Genomic DNA, 15,968 nt, shown 5'->3' on the forward strand with positions numbered 1-15,968 from the left:
GCTGGGGCGAACAGGCCTTAAGGTTTCAGAAATAGGGTTTGGGGCATGGGGAATCGGAAAAACCTGGTGGGGCCCTGCGGATGATCGGGAGTCGCTTAAAGCGCTAACCCGGGCCATGGAGTGCGGCATTAATTTTTTTGATACTGCTTATGTCTATGGTGACGGCCATAGTGAACGTTTGATCGGGAAAGCAGTCGGAGACTGGAAATTCCCTATCCATATTGCAACCAAAATACCCCCCAAAAACAAACGTTGGCCTGCCTTGGCCAATACTCCCATTCGGGAAGCTTTTCCCTCCGATTGGATCATAAAATGTACGGAACGAAGCCTGAAAAACCTCCATATAGACTGCATTGACATCCAGCAATTTCATGTTTGGGATGATTCATGGACCCATGCTCCGGATTGGCAGGAGGGAATTAATAAACTTAAAACAGATGGGAAAATACGCTTTTTTGGAATTTCGATCAATGACTACCAACCCGAAAACGCTTTGGAGCTGGTTCGCTCAGGGCTTGTTGATTCGGTTCAGGTCATCTACAATCTCTTTGAACAAGCCCCTGCCGATAAACTATTCCCCGCTTGTCAGGAATTTAAGGTAGGAGTCATTGTCCGGGTTCCTTTTGACGAGGGAAGTCTGACCGGGACATTCCACCCCAATATGACCTTCCATGAAGAGGATTTCCGTCGGGATTATTTCGGGGGAGACCGCCTAAAGGAAGTGTGCGACCGGGTCCAGGATTTTAAATTTTTGCTCAGGGGAGATATTCAAAACCTCGCCCAAGGGGCTCTCAAATTCTGCTTAACCCATCCCGCGGTTTCGACATTGATTCCAGGAATGCGAAAGGTCTCCCACGTAGATGAAAACGCCGCTGTATCCGACCGGAACCTTTTGACCCAAAAGGAAATGGACCGTTTGCGCCCCTTGGCCTGGCGAAGGGATTTTTATCAATAGGACTTTTGATCCTCATTTTGACAAAACCTTTCCAGTTGACTCCGGAAACCCTGAAACAGGGTTAAAAAAGCAGGAGTAAGGTTTTCACCCCCCTCAAGAATCCAGGTATCGATTCGATCCCGAGAAAAATATTGACCGCTCTCTACCTCTCTTGTGTTCGGTTTGGGAATTTGATCACTTTTACTCAAATAAAGCATCGCGTGCTCAATGGAACGCCCATCGGTTGTTTTTCGAATTCCCATCTTAACCAATACATCAACCTGAATCCCTAATTCCTCCATTAATTCCCGTGTGGCACAAGCCAGATAGGTTTCTGCCACGTCCAAATGGCCTGCGGATGAAGAATCATAATAACCGGGATGTTCTTTCTTTTTTTTGGATCTTTTTTGTAAAAATAGTTCCCCTTTTGAATTAAAAAGGAAAACATGGGCGGATCGGTGTTGAAGTCCCTTCTCGTGGACCCGATCCCTTAGCGCCTTTCCCACCACTTGATTCTGGTGATTGACTACTTCAATCCATTCATCCATGGGAAGAAACATCGGGCCTACCGAACACTTTTATTCCTCCCCTTCTTTTTTATGCCCCGTCTTTTACGAACCACCTCCACGGAAAAAGAGTGGAGAATTTCATCAATGGGAGGAAAAGGTTTTTCTAATTGAATACGGACTTCTTGAACGGAAAAGTTTAAAAAAATCTCTTGGGCCATCCGATTCGCTAATGTTTCCAATAAACGGCACCGCACTTTTTTCCCTGTTTGAAGAATACACCGACACAGCGCCACATAATCAATGGCAGATTTTAAGGAATCCATTTTTGCCGCTTTTTCCAAACTTCCAAAAATCTCAACCTTCGCTTTTAAGCGCTGGCCTATTTTTCTTTCCTCAGGGGTGGTCCCACAATGGCTGTGGAACTCCAACCCATCAATAACCATACGATCCATATACACACTGACCCCCTCAAAAAAAAATCCCCTTTGGGGGAAAAGTTGGGATGGGTGAAAATATCAGGTTCTGGGTTAAAGGGCCTTCTCTAAACATCCAACCACAGTTGCATTACAGGCCCTTCCATTCAGGTGAGATTCGTATTCATCCATAAAATGTTTTAGCGTACTCTGCACAGCAATCGAGGCACCGGTGACAACGGTACAAATCCCTTTTCCTTTTACAATACCACAGAGTTGAATGAGGGCCTCCAAATCTTCTTTCCGCCCTTCCCCGGATTCAATTCGTTCTAACAACTCCGACATATGTACGGTTCCCAAGGAACAGGGAGGACATTGCCCGCAGCTCTCCCTGGCGAAAAACCGGGAAAATTCCAAAACCACTGAAACCATACAAGCAGTTTCATCAAACACAAGCATTCCCGCAGATCCCAATGAAGTTCCAGCTTTTTTAAAAGAATCGAAATCCATGGGAAGGTCCAAATGATCTTCGGTCAGGAGAGAACTAGAGGGACCTCCGGGAAAGACCGCTTTTAGGCGTCTTCCCTCGCGGATTCCCTTCCCGCATCCAAAAATGAGCTCTCTCAAGGCCGTCCCCATGGGAAGCTCATAAACCCCCGGCTGATTAACCGCCCCGCTGACAGAAAACAGCATGGTTCCTGGGCAATGGGGAACGCCAATCCTTGAAAACCAGTCAGCCCCATGATTTAGAATGGAAGGAATATTAGAAAGGGTCTCGGCATTATTCACCAGAGTCGGTTTTTTAAAAAGCCCAAAAGTAGTGGGGTAATAAGGAGGTTTTTCTTTGGGTTTTCCGGAAAACCCCTGGATCACCTCCAACATAGCGGTTTCTTCCCCCGAAACATAGGTGTCTGGTCCACGAAACAAACGGACATCCAGATTTAAACCCGTTCCTAAAATATTTCGCCCCATATACCCGGCATGCCGGGCTTCTTCAATTGCACTCTCTAAAATAGCCACCTCGTCATGGTATTTTTCCTTAATAAAAAGATATGCTTCCTTTGCCCCCATCACAAAACCCGCAATTAGAATGCCTTCAAGAAGCTGATGAGGAACCCGCTGAATTAAAAAACGGTCTTTATAGGTTCCCGGTTCACTTTCACTGGCATTGCACGCTACGTACCGTTCGGTCTCCCTTTGCCCATAAACCATTTCCCACTTTTTACCGGTGGGAAAGCCACTCCCTCCTCTTCCTCTTAAACCTGAACGTTTGACTTCTTTAATAATTTCAAGAGGCAGCATTTTAAGGGCTTTTCGAAAAGCGGAATATCCCCCTTTTTTTTCATATTCATTCAAGTTGGTTAGCTTTAAATCCTCTGTTTGAATCACCACTTGGCCCATAGGTGCGAACTCATTGGTTTAAAAGAAAAATTAGCCCATCATAACATTCCAAACCAACCGGTGTCAATGTTGAATTATTCAAATTTTAGGGATACTCATAAAAGGTTTTTCAAACGGAAATGGCCCTTTAACCTTGTGGAAAAGGCCCACGCCTTAAAAACAAAAACTAACTAAATAAAAAAATTTGCTAATTTTTAAATTTTAGGTGAGGGAAATTCAAACAAGAGGTCTGGGTTTTTATGCGGAGAGATTGAACTAGGTCGTAACCATTTTTATGGTTTCAATGACTTTAGAATCTTCAAAAGGTTTCAAAATATAATAATTGGCTCCAAGGTCTTTACATTTGATGACATCTTGTTGAGTGGCCAGTGAAGTCACCATAATCACCTTAACTTGCGCATGGATCGATTTGAGTGTTTTCAAGGTATCGATTCCATTGAGTTGAGGCATCACAATATCCAAGGTAATCAAATCGGGTTTCAGGTCTTTATATTGCGAAATAACCTGAGCCCCATTCTCAGCCATGCCAACCACTTCACAATGGCATTTTTCCAAAATGGTTTTTAATGACTCTCTCATCACCTTTGAATCATCAGCAATTAAAACCCGTTTTTTCTCTGACATAACTAACCTCCTTCCCTTTTAACGGGGAAATTCTATTTCTTTTTTGAAAAGAAACAATGCATTGATCTAACCCAATGGTTTTTTTTCTATTCAATCTTTCTTTTGGCTTTTTCCTTTAAAGGAAAGACCCAACTCAATATCCCCTTTATCCGAATTTAAGGGAACAATAAAAGGGTCCTCCACCAATGGAACAATCATCCCCATGCTGATAATAGGGGTTGTGATGGTTACCTGTATTCCTAGATCCGCCAATTTTCCCGTTGCATTTCCAACAATAACATTACTGAATTCCGCTAAAGCCTCTTGGCAATCCGAGTTCAGCTCGGTCATTTTCTCCACCCCCATCATTCCTGCAGTCACCGCAAGGGCAGAAACCTTATCGAAACCGATGATAAAAGAACCGTTTAAATCTCCCGAAAAACCGATCACAATAGAAATGGGATGGGAAGGGTTGTTTTCCTTTTCACGCCGAACCTCCCGGACAGAGGCATCCACCCTACCCATCCGTTTCAATATATCTAAGGTGGGCCCTACAAAGGCATTGACATGTTCCGCCCGAATTTCAATGGGCCGATCAGTGGACGAGTTCCGTTCCACGAGTCATCCGTAAGACTTCTTCCACTGAAGTTAATCCTGCGACCACCTTCTTCACCCCATCAAACCGCATATCTCGAAAACCTTTTTTCCACCCATATCCCCGAATGGTATTGGCAGAGGCTTTTGCCAAAATAAGTTCCCGTATGGTTTCATCTACCACCAGAATTTCAAAAACCCCTACCCGTCCTTTATATCCCTTTTGGTTGCATGTTTTACAGCCCTTCCCTTTGTAAAAAGGAATATCTTTCCCCAAATGAATCAACCCCATGGTCTCCAACTCCACCCGTGTCGGGGAATAGGCTTCCCTGCAATTTCCACAAATTTTTCGGGCAAGCCTTTGGGCCACCACGCCAAGGAGAGAGGGGGCCAATAAATACGGTTCAATTCCCATTTCCATCAAACGGGTCACTGCCCCGGGGGAATCGTTGGTGTGCAGGGTGCTAAAAACCAAATGTCCTGTTAAGGCAGACTCTGTTGCAATTTTTCCTGTTTCACGGTCTCGAATTTCCCCAATCATAATAATATTGGGATCCTGGCGCAAAATAGCCCTCAGGGCATTCGCAAAGGTAACGTCCCGTTTCGGATTAACCGGTACCTGGTTGATGGTGGGGATTTGGTATTCAACCGGATCCTCAACTGTGATGATATTTTTTTCAACCGAACGGACCTCATTCAGTGCGGCATACAGCGTGGTCGTTTTCCCGCTTCCGGTTGGCCCCGTAATTAAAATGATTCCATAAGGTTGCCGAATTAAGAACCGAAAGGTCTCAAGATTTCCCTTTGAAAAACCCATTTGTTCCAACCCCAACAAGGAATTTTTTTTATCCAGTAAACGCATCACCACCTTTTCACCAAAACACGTGGGCAGGGTGGATATCCTCATGTCCAAACTCTTTTTTTGGATGCTCATTTGAATCCGGCCATCCTGGGGAACCCATCGCTCCGAGATATCCAATTGAGACAAAATTTTAATTCTAGAAACAATGGCAGCGTGAAGAGACATGCTAAAGGTAAAGGCCTCGGATAGAATTCCATCGATTCTCAAACGAATGGTCAATTGCTCTACCCCTGGTTCAATATGGATATCACTAGCGGATTCTTCCGCCGCATGAGCAAGAATTTTATCCACAATTTTGACGATGGGAATTTCTTTCCCCGCTCTTTTGAGTCTTTCAGATTCAGAGGGACCTTCTCGATCGACTCCGTATTGGTAAAGGTTGATAGAATGGTCTAATTGTTTCTCTAATTTTTCGGTGTAATTAAAGGCCAAAGCGTTTTCAATTTCCGAATCTAAGGCAAGAACAGGAATTATTTTGCACTTAGTCTCGTTGGCCAAGGCATCCATTACTTCAAATCGGGTCGGGTCAGTAATGGCAACGGTAAGTTCATTTCCCAATAAAAAAAGAGGGATCATCTTAAACCGATGGGCAATGGCCTCTGAGACAATATTGAGGACATTCTTTTCAACGGTAATCCCTTTTAATTCCATGACCGGGAGATTAAACTGTAGCCCCACCACTTTTAAGATATCTTTTTCAGTTGCAAACCCTAGTTCAACAATAAAATCTCCTAATGGTTTCTGTCCCCAACCCCGCTTCTTTTGCTCTTCCAGGGCCACCCTTAACTGCTCATTTGAAATAATTCCTTCTTCAACCAGCATTTGTCCAATTTTTTCCTGAACCACTTTTGAAATTGCCATTAAACATTCACCTGAATGTAGACAAAAATTTATGGGAAAGGTTATTACGCCCTTTTAAGAACTCCCTTTTAGGAGTTGATCAATATCATCCTGGGAAACGGCTTTTTTGGGATCCTTTTTCTCCTTCTCTTCTTTCTGAGCTTCACCCTTGACACCCAATATTTCCGTCAACTGATCTTCTGAGAAGGGGTTTTGAAGGTTTTGGGGCTGAAACATTTCTTTTTCTATTTCGGAGGGTAGATGGGAAGAACCCAGGGTTCCTATCTTTTCATCCAGATTGATCCCGCAACCCCCACAAAAATGATCCCCTATGGAATTCCCAAATCCGCAATGAAGGCAGGGGAAAAGTAAAGGATTGCCGCATTTTCCGCAATATCTTCTCCCTGGAAGGTTATCCGATAGACATTCGGTGCAACGCATCTTTTTCTGCCTCATTTGGATCCTGATTAGACTTTAAATCATTGAAGTCTCTATATTATTTCAAACTTATAAGAAGGTCCCCTTTTTGTCAAATAAACAAAATCAAGTAGTGAGATTGAAAAAATAACTAAATGAGGCTTTACATTAAAAGGGAACGTCCCAGTTTGGCATTGACAACCCTTTTTTCCTCATGTTAACTTTCAATTCCTTATTTATCGGTCAAATAAGTGCTGACTCAAGCCGTTGCTCGCCTGATTTCGGTGATTTCTTGCCTATTGGATCTGCTCCCTCGCCCTCCCCATGCAACCCGAAAAATCTGTTTAAAATAATTTAATGTATACCCAGAACCCTCTGAGGGGTCTGGAATTTAAACCCCCTCTACAAAAATCAGTAAAAAGGAGATCTCCATGGCAGCAGCCTATATATTAATGAACGTTCAATCAGGAAAGGTGGGGAAAGCCCTCAATGCAGTCAAGCGTATTCAAGGGGTCCGCTCGGCACATATCGTTGCAGGAGCCTACGATATCATTGGCTATGTTGAAGCAGAAGATTTTGAAAGCCTTGGGCAAAGGATTATGTTTCAAGTCCAGTCAATTAGCGGAATCCGGGGCACCAACACCGCAGTGGTTTTCCAATAAAGCAAAAGACAAAAGCTTTAAACTCAACCTAAAAAAATTTCACCCCTTTGAGGAAAAGAGGAAAAAGGGTGTGGCTAGTTTAAAACCGTACGGATCAACCGACCCCATTCTCTTAAATAGGGCTCTCCCCCCAAAATAAATGTGTCATTGTGGCCCGCACCTGGAAGAAGAGTAAACGTTTTGGGTTGATTGGCGGCTTCGAATAGGGCTTTGCCCTGCTCCCACGGAATAATCTCATCCCTATCTCCGTGAAGGATAAGAACTGGACATGAGATCTTCCCTATTTTTGAAAGGGAATTATATTCGGTTCGAATCAAAAAACCCAGAGGCAAGAAAGGATAGGCGACTCTGGCCATGTCCCGGATCGAAGTAAAGGGTGACTCCAAAATGAGAGCATCGGGTGCTTTTCTCATCGCTAATTCTACCGCAATTGCCGATCCCAATGATTGTCCATAATAAAACAGCTTTTGCGATTTGGGTTGACCCCGTGATTGGACAAAGGCCAGAGCGGCCTCCGCATCTCGATAGGTTCCCTCCTCAGACGGGGTCCCATCACTTTTTCCATATCCCCGGTAATCAATCATAAATAAATGCAATGGCAAAAAATCGTAAAATAACTTTATATGGTCAACACGGTCGCCCATATTTCCCCCGTTTCCATGAAACCAAATCAATGTCCCCTCCGCTCCCTCTTTTTCAATCCACCACCCATTTAATTTAATCCCATCCGAAGAATGGAATCGGACATCTTGGTAGTTAAGGTCTACCGCTTTTGGGGTTTGAATAATCAACCGGCTGGGGAAAAAAATAAAATTTCGATCCATGTTACAGGAAACCAACCCAAAGATGCAAAATAGGAATAGAGGAAACCCTCTTAAAAAGAGGGTAATATTGAGGAACCTACGAAAGGAAACCCTCCGGAATTGGGAATGGATCGGGTCAAAGGTACCTTTAAAATCCACGTCCTGTTTGACAATGCCTTGAGGTTATGACCGTTTTAGAAGTTTCCCTTGACTGCCTTTCCAAATTAAAAGGATCGGACTGGCAACAAAGATAGAAGAGTAGTTTCCTATGACCACACCTAAAATAAGGGCTAATGAAAAATCATGGATCACCTCTCCTCCCCAAAAGAAAAGGGCAAGCAATACCAAAAGGACGGTCAAGGAGGTAACAATGGTACGGCTAAGAACTTGATTGATTCCATCGTTGATCACCTGGGGAAGGTGACGTCCTTTTCGGTTCCTCAAATTCTCTCGAATCCGATCAAATACAACCACGGTATCCGTTAAGGAATAACCGGCCAAGGTTAACAGGGCCGTTACAATCAACAACGTAATCTCCTTATCTAAAAGGTAGAAAATCCCTAATACCGCTAACACATCATGAAAGGTCGCCACCGCTGCAGCCGCTCCAAATCGAAATTCAAACCGGGCCGCAATATACAGAATAATCATAATCAAGGCAAAGGTCACGGCTGTTATTGCCTTCCTTTGAAGTTCCTCCCCAATGGTGGGACCGATTTCCGTACTGCTATCAATCACAAATTGATTATTGGAAAATTCTTGACTGAAGAGTGAAACCAATTGGTTGGAGACCTTGTCTTTAATGCTGGTTTTCTCCTTCACCCGAATGAGAAGTTTATTTCCATCGGTAAATTCCTGAAGCTCTGCATCCGGAAACCCATTTTCCGATAAAAGACGGCGGGCTTCGTCAATTTTCACCGGTTGGTCAAATTTTAGTTGCACGGAGGTTCCCCCTGAAAAATCGATCCCCAAATTGGCCCCTCCCAACCATATCTGAATCAGGGTAAACACCCCTAATAAAACCAAGAGCCCTGAGAAAGCAAAAGTGACGTTCTTTTTTCCAACAAAATCAATGTTTGTTTTTCCTAAAATTTCAAGCATAGCGTCTCCACCTAAATTTAGATACTGAGCCGTTGGAGCTTCCACCGGTTATTAATCATATCCAGGATCACTTTGGTTCCCACCAAGGCGGTAAAAAGATTGATTCCAATACCTAAACACAAGGCTACAGCAAACCCCTTAATCGGTCCGGTTCCAAAAAGGAATAGAACCGCTCCCGTTAAAAGGGTTGTAACATGGGAATCGACAATGGTCACAAAGGCTTTATCAAACCCGCTGTCTACAGCCAGGCGAACAGGTTTTTTCTGCCGAAGCTCTTCACGAATACGCTCAAAGATCAAAACATTAGAATCCACTCCCATACCAATGGTTAAAATGATTCCGGCAATACCCGGAAGGGTAAGGGTTGCATCCAATGCGGCCAAAGCACCAATCAAAACCACCAAATTCAATAAAAGAGCAAAATCGGCAATAATTCCGCAAACCCGATAGTAAACAATCATAAAAAGAATAACCAAAAGCCCCGCCAAAAGAGTGGCCTTAAACCCTTTCTCAATAGAATCCTGCCCAAGAGAAGGTCCAACCGTCAGATTTTGGATAATTTCCACTGGAGCAGGAAGGGCGCCTGCCCGAAGGACTAGCGCAAGATCGCTTGCTTCCTGAAGGGTAAACAATCCACTGATGGAGGCCTGTCCTCCTGAGATTTTATCCCGAATGACGGGTGCAGAGTACACATTGTTATCCAAAATAATGGCAAGCTGCCGGTCGATATTTTCACCGGTAATTTTTTCAAAGAGCCGCCCTCCTTCCCGGTCAAAGGATATACTGACATATGGTTGATTAAACTCGTCAAAATTTATATGGGCATCCGTTAAAGAATCTCCACCAATTAATCTCCTTTTCTCCACCAAATAAGGCCGTTTGGTAATTCGACCTGTTTCTTCATCAATATTCTTTTCAAACAAAATCTGATCCTCTTCTAAAATTTTTTCGGAAATCCCAGCAAGCCAACTCACCTCCTCTTCGGCGGAAACCGATGTGGGCAGCTGGGAAGCCAAGGGAGATTGGGAATCAACCAGTTTAAATTCCAATAGAGCTGTTTTTCCAATTAAATCGATGGCCCTTTGAGGGTCTTTCACCCCCGGAAGTTGAATTAATATCTGATCTTTTCCCCTTTTCTGGATTAACGGTTCAGTCACCCCAAATTGATCGATTCGGTTCCGAATGGTTTCCAAAGCCTGGGATATGGCATTGGTGGCAATTTTTTCTCCCCTCCCTTCGGGCAATGAAAAAACAAGCGTTCCTTCCTTTCGGTCCGTATTATCAAAACCCGATAAACCTTTTTCCACCGCATTAATCAGGTTTTCCCTAATATCGTCATTTTCTGCTGTATACGAAATGGTAATTTCTTCAGGGCCAGACCGTTTTGCTTCCGCAGAAAATTTCTTTTCCGAAAAAAGCTCTTTCAGGCTGGTCACCGCCCGTTCCACATGGTTTTCAACCGCTTTTTCTCCTTCCACTTTTAAAATTAGATGAATACCCCCCTGAAGGTCCAAACCCAAGGTAATGGCCTTGCTGGGCATCACATTCTTCCACCACTGTGGCATGGCTTGAAACATTGGGGTTGAAGGAAGAAAAAATAAAAAAGATAAAAGGGTTACGGTCACAATCAGAATCGCACGGGCTCTAATTCCCTTCTTCATCTACACCTCCTCAAGGAACGGTTAACAGATCGCCAGGTCCCTTAAATCCATTCCACTCTAAAAAGCTCTTTAGTTTCCAAAAGAATTCTAAGGATAACACGTTCTTAATCATCCGTCTCCCCCCTTAGACTGGCAACGGTATCCCTCAAAATTTTAATTTTGACATTATCCGCTACTTGAAGCGTAACGGTCTCCTTGCTGAGATTGGTCACCGTTCCCAAAATTCCTGCATTGGTCACTACCTTGTCCCCTTTTTTCAATAATTCCAGTAGCTGCTTGTGTTTTTTTTGGCGCCGCTGCTGGGGGAGAATTAATAAAAAGTAGAAAATCACAATGATTAAAACAAAAGGAATTAAACTGGCGATCACACCACCCGTTGACCCTGAGGATCCACCGTCAGGTGTTTGCGCCCAAGCAATCCATGTCATCCAGCCCACTGATCAGCCTCCTTTCTCAAAAAATAAAACTGCTGGGTAAAATCATCAAAAACTCCCTCGGAAATCGCTTCTCTAATCTTTTTCATTAACTGAAGATAAAAATTTAAATTGTGGAGCGTATTGAGTCGTAAACCCAATATTTCATGGGCCATAAACAAATGACGTAAATAAGCCCTTGAAAATCTTCCGCAGGTATAACAATCACAAGCCTCATCAATCGGCCTGGGGTCTTTTTCATATTTAGCCTGCTTAATCACGATGTGTCCATGACGGGTAAACAACCATCCCGTCCGAGCATGCCGTGTGGGCATAACACAATCAAATAAATCAATTCCACTTCGCACCCCCTCCAATAAGTCCTCGGGTTTTCCTACCCCCATTAAATAACGAGGGGAATCGTTCGGCAAAAAGGGTACCACACAATTTACCATTTCCCGCATCATTTCCTGACTTTCCCCCACGCTTAATCCACCGATGGCATACCCATCAAACCCGATATCAAGGATTTCACCCGCAGATTGTTCCCTGAGTTTTGGGAAAAATCCGCCTTGAACAATTCCAAATAAGCTTTGGTCAACCCGATGGTGAACAGTTTTACACCGCTGAGCCCAGCGAGTGGTTCGTTCCAATGAAAAAGCGGCATGATCATAAGAAGAGGGATACGGAAGACATTCGTCAAATGCCATAATGAGGTCCGCGCCCAAGGCCTCTTGGATCTCAATACTCAGATCGGGTGAAAGAAAATGAGTGGATCCATCCAAATGGGATTGGAATATAACCCCCTCTTCAGTCACTTTACTTAGTTTTCCCATACTCATGACCTGAAACCCACCGCTATCCGTCAATATGGCTCCATCCCACGAAATAAAGCCATGCAACCCACCCATTGAACGGATCAGGTTATGCCCTGGACGCAAATACAGGTGATAGGCGTTGCCGAGAATAATTTGAGCTCCTAAGGAGGCCAACTCATCCGGGGTAAGTGTCTTCACGCTCCCGGCAGTACCCACGGGCATAAAAGCAGGGGTGTCAATTATCCCGTGAGAGGTTTCAAGTTTCCCTCTCCTCGCCAAACTCTTGGGATCTTTTTCCAAAACCTGAAATTTCATTTTTACATTCGCTCAGGGGCTTGAACCCCCAAAATTTTCAACGCATTTTGAATCACCATTTGAACGCACTTCATAAAAAAAAGACGGGCTTGGGTTAATTCTAAATCCGGGGTGATAATGCGATGATTAAAATAAAACTGGTGGAGCTGGGAAGCCAGCTCTTGAAGATAAAAAGTCAACCGGTGGGGTTCAAGGGATAAGGCACTCCCTTCCACAATTCCTGGGTAAAGCGCCAATTGTTTCATTAAACCAAATTCTTCGGGCAGATCGAGCCGATTTAAATGAACCCCCTCTGAGGAAAGGATAGGAACCCCCTTTTCCTGAGCTTGTCGAAACACGCTACATAACCTTGCATGGGCATATTGAACATAAAATACCGGATTTTCATTGGACTGCTTTTTTGCAAGATCCAGATCGAAATCCAAAGGGCTATCTGACCGCCTCATTAAGAAAAAAAAACGGGCAACATCGGACCCCACCTCCTCCAACACCTCTCGAAGGGGAACAAACTCCCCCGCTCGTGTCGACATGGTAACGGGCTTTCCCTCTCGGATGAGGTTCACCAGCTGAACCAAAATGATTTCAAGGATCTCTGAAGGATAACCCAAGGCTTGGACCATCGCTTTCATCCTGGGAATATATCCATGATGATCCGCCCCCCAAATATTAATAATCCGCTTATATCCCCTTCTTAATTTATTTCGATGATAGGCAATGTCGGAAGCAAAATAGGTTTGCTGTCCATTTTCCCTAACCACCACACGATCTTTATCATCCCCCAAACGGGAGGTGGCCAACCAAACGGCCCCATCCTTCTCATAGATCAAGCCCTTCTTTCTGAGATCACTAAATGCTTCTTCGATCTCTCCTTTTTGATAAAGCTCCTGTTCGGAAAACCACCGGTCAAACAAAACCCCAAAGTGGTTTAAATCCACCTGTATATTTTTTAGGATTTCGTCACTGGCCCCTTTTCGAAATACCGGGAGCCAAACACTTTCCGGTTGATTCATAAACCGGTTTCCTTCCCGTTTTATAAATTGCCGGGCAATCTTACCAATATATTCTCCCTGGTAAAACTCATTTGGAAAAGAAACTTCGCGACCCAGTTGTTCTTCATAACGAAGGTAGGTCGACTTCCCCAAGATATCCATTTGGGTCCCCACATCATTGGTATAATATTCCCGATCCACGCGATGTCCTGTCATCGATAATAAATTTCCCACCACATCTCCAACCACTGCCCCCCGCCCATGCCCAACGTGAAGCGGCCCTGTGGGGTTTGCGCTCACAAATTCAACCTGGACCGACTCATTCTTTCCAATCTCAGAAAACCCAAAGGTTTCTCCTTTTTCTTCAATTTCCAAAAGCACATCGTACCAAAAAGACCGGGTCATGGTAAAATTCAGAAAACCTGGTCCCGCCACTTCAACTCGGTCCACAATATCTTCATGGCCTGTAAGGTGTTTAACTATAATTTCAGCAATCTCTTTAGGATTACGGCCTTCTTTGGAAGCCACCGACATGGCTACCGTGGTGGCAATATCCCCTTGCCCCTTTCGCTTTGGAACCTCTAATATAACAGGAGGTAACTCCGAAGATTTGAGTTCATTTTGATTCCTGGCCTCTTGAAGGGCCTTATGAAGTAAAACTTGAAGCTCCGTTTTCACTATTCAATTTAACCTTTTTTGTAATTAAAACAGTCAATTATAACTATTCCACAGAAAAAGTCAATTGCCTATATATCCCTCCTGATTTTTTTTTTGAATAGGGAAGGTTAAGTGGGATTGGCAAAAAATTTCAGAAGGTTTTTAAGGTAAGACTGGGCAGCCTTTTGGTCCTTCTTGAACTAGAGCCTAGGGACCAACATCCATTCCACCGAGGGGGGGGCCCCCCTGGAGTTTTCTCCGGATTTAAAGTCCCTTTCTTGGATTAACTGAAAACTTATTTTCTCCATTTGAAATTTTCTTGAAGGTTATCTTGTCGAGTTCATTCCTTTATGCTAGCATTTAAATAACACGAGAAAGGAGGTGGTCCAATGAAATCAGACCGTTCGACCCGTGAGGTGGCTGAACGTTAGGCGACTTCCTGCCGCCTAAAAAATGCGCAGGAAGGCCGCCTGCGGAAATCTAACAGTTCACTGAACCCAGGAGCTCCCGGAATTAGGTCAGCCGGGGCGGGACACCGTAATGGCTCCTGGGTTTTTAATTGACCACCGCCTAGGCAGGTTGACCATGAAACATTAGGGCCAGTTAACGTCTAGACGTTTTTTGGGGTTATCCCGATCCGAATAAAAAATAAATTGATTCTTCTTTCCGAATTCGTAAACTTCCTTTGTAATTCTGACATCTTCCTTGCAATATAGGGCAATTTTGGCAAATTCCCCTTCTTTAAACCAACGGAGGGCCGCCAACCCATCTGCCATTTTTCCTGCATTTAAAGTAGCCTGCGCCACGTTTTCAAGCTTCAACCGAAAACCAAGCCGTTGTTTAATATTGGCTAAAATATCGAAGGTCGACAGTTTCGAAAAATCAAAATCCGAATAGCCGGTTAAGACCGGATAATCAAAACCCACAATGTTATATCCGATGACCAAATCCGCTTCTTTGAGCACCTCAATGAGTTCTTGCACATCATCTTCTTCAAAAACCTGAAAATCTCCTATGCGTGTACTATATGTCACACCAATCGAGACTCTCATCAAATGTTTGTTTTCCCAACCGCCCACTTCATCGGCACTTTTTTGGGTTTCTAAATCAAAAAAAACGATATTTTTGGAAACGCCTGGCATAGGGCCCTCTTTCCCTTAATTAAACAAAATGCTCCCGTAAGCCTTTTTTCCAAGCAACACCTTTTCGGGTTTTAAATGGTTGAATATACCATAAATGTCCATGGGTTGCCAATTCTCAAAGGGTTGTTTATATTTAATTTCCTAACAAGGAAATTAGGAGAAATTAAACTGGTCATTTTCGATATGGACGGGACCCTCATTGACCCCCGGATTGATGTTGCCAATGCCTTAAACGTCTCCTTACTTAACCCATTTCAATCTTCCTCACCTCTCTTACCAGGAAATTTTTGGAATGATTCAAAATGGAATGAAAAATCTCATGGAGCAGGCTCTGCCTTCCTCTCATTTGCCGTGCCTTCAGGAAGCGGCTTCAGTTTATCGATCCCACTACGACCAGCATCTTTTAGACAATACCACCCTCTACCCTTCGGTAAGAGAAACCTTAGACGCTCTGGATCACGGAAGAAAGCGGTGGTCTCCAACAAACGGGAAAAACCGCTGCATTCCCTTCTGGAGGGTTTTAATTTAAAGGAACATTTTGAAATGGTTCTGGGATCCGATACCATGGGAAAGCGGAAACTTTCCCCCCTTGGGATCTTGAGGGTTTTGGACAAACTCAGTGTCCTACCTGAACAGGCCATCATGGTAGGGGATAGTCCTGAGGATATCCAGGCGGGCCGGGCTGCGGGAACCCACACATGCGGTGTTACCTATGGTTATAGAACACCAAAAGCCCTCGTAGATGAAAAACCGGATTTCATCATCAACCACCTCAAAGGTTTTTTAAACCTTTTTGCAAATGATCCCCCAACCCTTTTCTAACTTGATCCCATT

Annotated in this window: 17 protein-coding genes; 3 read left to right on the forward strand and 14 right to left on the reverse strand. The window is 44.0% G+C overall.

Annotated features, from left to right (window positions below):
* Position 1 precedes the first annotated feature (1 nt).
* Entirely contained in the window at positions 2-955 is a 954-nt protein-coding gene (locus tag VGB26_13850; GenBank protein ID HEX9758861.1) for an aldo/keto reductase, read from the forward strand.
* Here the strand turns inward: VGB26_13850 and VGB26_13855 are convergent.
* From VGB26_13855 to VGB26_13885, 7 genes are all read right to left on the reverse strand, one after another.
* The gene (locus VGB26_13855; protein HEX9758862.1) at positions 949-1,494 is read right to left on the reverse strand and encodes an NUDIX domain-containing protein; all 546 of its coding nucleotides are present in this window, start codon (positions 1,492-1,494) and stop codon (positions 949-951) included. The genes VGB26_13850 and VGB26_13855 overlap by 7 nt on opposite strands.
* A gap of 5 nt (positions 1,495-1,499) precedes the next feature.
* Positions 1,500-1,895: a dihydroneopterin aldolase gene (folB, locus tag VGB26_13860; protein ID HEX9758863.1), complete on the reverse strand. Its 396-nt coding sequence runs from the start codon at positions 1,893-1,895 to the stop codon at positions 1,500-1,502.
* A gap of 75 nt (positions 1,896-1,970) precedes the next feature.
* Positions 1,971-3,257 (reverse strand): NADH-ubiquinone oxidoreductase-F iron-sulfur binding region domain-containing protein, encoded by a 1,287-nt coding sequence (locus VGB26_13865; protein ID HEX9758864.1) that lies wholly within the window; start codon positions 3,255-3,257, stop codon positions 1,971-1,973.
* 255 nt (positions 3,258-3,512) lie between these two features.
* On the reverse strand, positions 3,513-3,881 hold the full coding sequence (locus VGB26_13870; protein ID HEX9758865.1) for a response regulator: 369 nt from the start codon (positions 3,879-3,881) through the stop codon (positions 3,513-3,515).
* Between the two features lie 90 nt (positions 3,882-3,971).
* Positions 3,972-4,478 (reverse strand): chemotaxis protein CheX, encoded by a 507-nt coding sequence (locus VGB26_13875; protein HEX9758866.1) that lies wholly within the window; start codon positions 4,476-4,478, stop codon positions 3,972-3,974.
* On the reverse strand, positions 4,456-6,177 hold the full coding sequence (locus VGB26_13880) for a GspE/PulE family protein (protein ID HEX9758867.1): 1,722 nt from the start codon (positions 6,175-6,177) through the stop codon (positions 4,456-4,458). The genes VGB26_13875 and VGB26_13880 overlap by 23 nt, the downstream gene beginning before the upstream one ends.
* A gap of 54 nt (positions 6,178-6,231) precedes the next feature.
* Positions 6,232-6,612 (reverse strand): zinc ribbon domain-containing protein, encoded by a 381-nt coding sequence (locus VGB26_13885; protein ID HEX9758868.1) that lies wholly within the window; start codon positions 6,610-6,612, stop codon positions 6,232-6,234.
* A gap of 392 nt (positions 6,613-7,004) precedes the next feature.
* Here VGB26_13885 and VGB26_13890 point away from each other — a divergent pair, with 392 nt between their 5' ends.
* Positions 7,005-7,235 (forward strand): Lrp/AsnC ligand binding domain-containing protein, encoded by a 231-nt coding sequence (locus tag VGB26_13890; GenBank protein HEX9758869.1) that lies wholly within the window; start codon positions 7,005-7,007, stop codon positions 7,233-7,235.
* 74 nt (positions 7,236-7,309) lie between these two features.
* Here the strand turns inward: VGB26_13890 and VGB26_13895 are convergent, their stop codons facing one another.
* From VGB26_13895 to VGB26_13925, 7 genes are all read right to left on the reverse strand, one after another.
* Positions 7,310-8,059: an alpha/beta hydrolase gene (locus tag VGB26_13895; protein HEX9758870.1), complete on the reverse strand. Its 750-nt coding sequence runs from the start codon at positions 8,057-8,059 to the stop codon at positions 7,310-7,312.
* A 162-nt stretch (positions 8,060-8,221) separates the two neighbouring features.
* Positions 8,222-9,139 (reverse strand): protein translocase subunit SecF, encoded by a 918-nt coding sequence (secF, locus tag VGB26_13900; protein ID HEX9758871.1) that lies wholly within the window; start codon positions 9,137-9,139, stop codon positions 8,222-8,224.
* Between the two features lie 17 nt (positions 9,140-9,156).
* Entirely contained in the window at positions 9,157-10,800 is a 1,644-nt protein-coding gene (gene secD / locus VGB26_13905; GenBank protein ID HEX9758872.1) for a protein translocase subunit SecD, read from the reverse strand.
* Between the two features lie 104 nt (positions 10,801-10,904).
* The gene (yajC, locus tag VGB26_13910; protein ID HEX9758873.1) at positions 10,905-11,228 is read right to left on the reverse strand and encodes a preprotein translocase subunit YajC; all 324 of its coding nucleotides are present in this window, start codon (positions 11,226-11,228) and stop codon (positions 10,905-10,907) included.
* Complete coding sequence (tgt, locus tag VGB26_13915) at positions 11,225-12,346, reverse strand: tRNA guanosine(34) transglycosylase Tgt (GenBank protein HEX9758874.1); 1,122 nt, start codon at positions 12,344-12,346, stop codon at positions 11,225-11,227. The genes yajC and tgt overlap by 4 nt, the downstream gene beginning before the upstream one ends.
* Before the next feature lie 2 nt (positions 12,347-12,348).
* The gene (gene argS, locus VGB26_13920) at positions 12,349-14,013 is read right to left on the reverse strand and encodes an arginine--tRNA ligase (protein HEX9758875.1); all 1,665 of its coding nucleotides are present in this window, start codon (positions 14,011-14,013) and stop codon (positions 12,349-12,351) included.
* Positions 14,014-14,585: 572 nt separating this feature from the next.
* On the reverse strand, positions 14,586-15,134 hold the full coding sequence (locus VGB26_13925; protein HEX9758876.1) for a ribonuclease H-like domain-containing protein: 549 nt from the start codon (positions 15,132-15,134) through the stop codon (positions 14,586-14,588).
* Between the two features lie 75 nt (positions 15,135-15,209).
* On the opposite strand from VGB26_13925, the gene VGB26_13930 reads away from it, so the two are divergent.
* Complete coding sequence (locus tag VGB26_13930) at positions 15,210-15,956, forward strand: HAD-IA family hydrolase (GenBank protein HEX9758877.1); 747 nt, start codon at positions 15,210-15,212, stop codon at positions 15,954-15,956.
* Positions 15,957-15,968: the final 12 nt, after the last annotated feature.

The organism is Nitrospiria bacterium, assembly GCA_036397255.1.
GTDB lineage: Bacteria > Nitrospirota > Nitrospiria > DASWJH01 > DASWJH01 > DASWJH01.

Coding starts and splice junctions, on each gene's coding strand:
- VGB26_13925 (HEX9758876.1), bottom strand. CDS start 15,134: ATGCCAGGCGTTTCCAAAAATATCGTTTTTTTTGATTTAGAAACCCAA.
- tgt (HEX9758874.1), bottom strand. CDS start 12,346: ATGAAATTTCAGGTTTTGGAAAAAGATCCCAAGAGTTTGGCGAGGAGA.
- VGB26_13890 (HEX9758869.1), top strand. CDS start 7,005: ATGGCAGCAGCCTATATATTAATGAACGTTCAATCAGGAAAGGTGGGG.
- secD (HEX9758872.1), bottom strand. CDS start 10,800: ATGAAGAAGGGAATTAGAGCCCGTGCGATTCTGATTGTGACCGTAACC.
- VGB26_13885 (HEX9758868.1), bottom strand. CDS start 6,612: ATGAGGCAGAAAAAGATGCGTTGCACCGAATGTCTATCGGATAACCTT.
- folB (HEX9758863.1), bottom strand. CDS start 1,895: ATGGATCGTATGGTTATTGATGGGTTGGAGTTCCACAGCCATTGTGGG.
- secF (HEX9758871.1), bottom strand. CDS start 9,139: ATGCTTGAAATTTTAGGAAAAACAAACATTGATTTTGTTGGAAAAAAG.
- VGB26_13880 (HEX9758867.1), bottom strand. CDS start 6,177: ATGGCAATTTCAAAAGTGGTTCAGGAAAAAATTGGACAAATGCTGGTT.
- VGB26_13855 (HEX9758862.1), bottom strand. CDS start 1,494: ATGTTTCTTCCCATGGATGAATGGATTGAAGTAGTCAATCACCAGAAT.
- yajC (HEX9758873.1), bottom strand. CDS start 11,228: ATGACATGGATTGCTTGGGCGCAAACACCTGACGGTGGATCCTCAGGG.
- VGB26_13870 (HEX9758865.1), bottom strand. CDS start 3,881: ATGTCAGAGAAAAAACGGGTTTTAATTGCTGATGATTCAAAGGTGATG.
- VGB26_13895 (HEX9758870.1), bottom strand. CDS start 8,059: ATGGATCGAAATTTTATTTTTTTCCCCAGCCGGTTGATTATTCAAACC.
- VGB26_13930 (HEX9758877.1), top strand. CDS start 15,210: ATGGTTGAATATACCATAAATGTCCATGGGTTGCCAATTCTCAAAGGG.
- VGB26_13865 (HEX9758864.1), bottom strand. CDS start 3,257: ATGGGCCAAGTGGTGATTCAAACAGAGGATTTAAAGCTAACCAACTTG.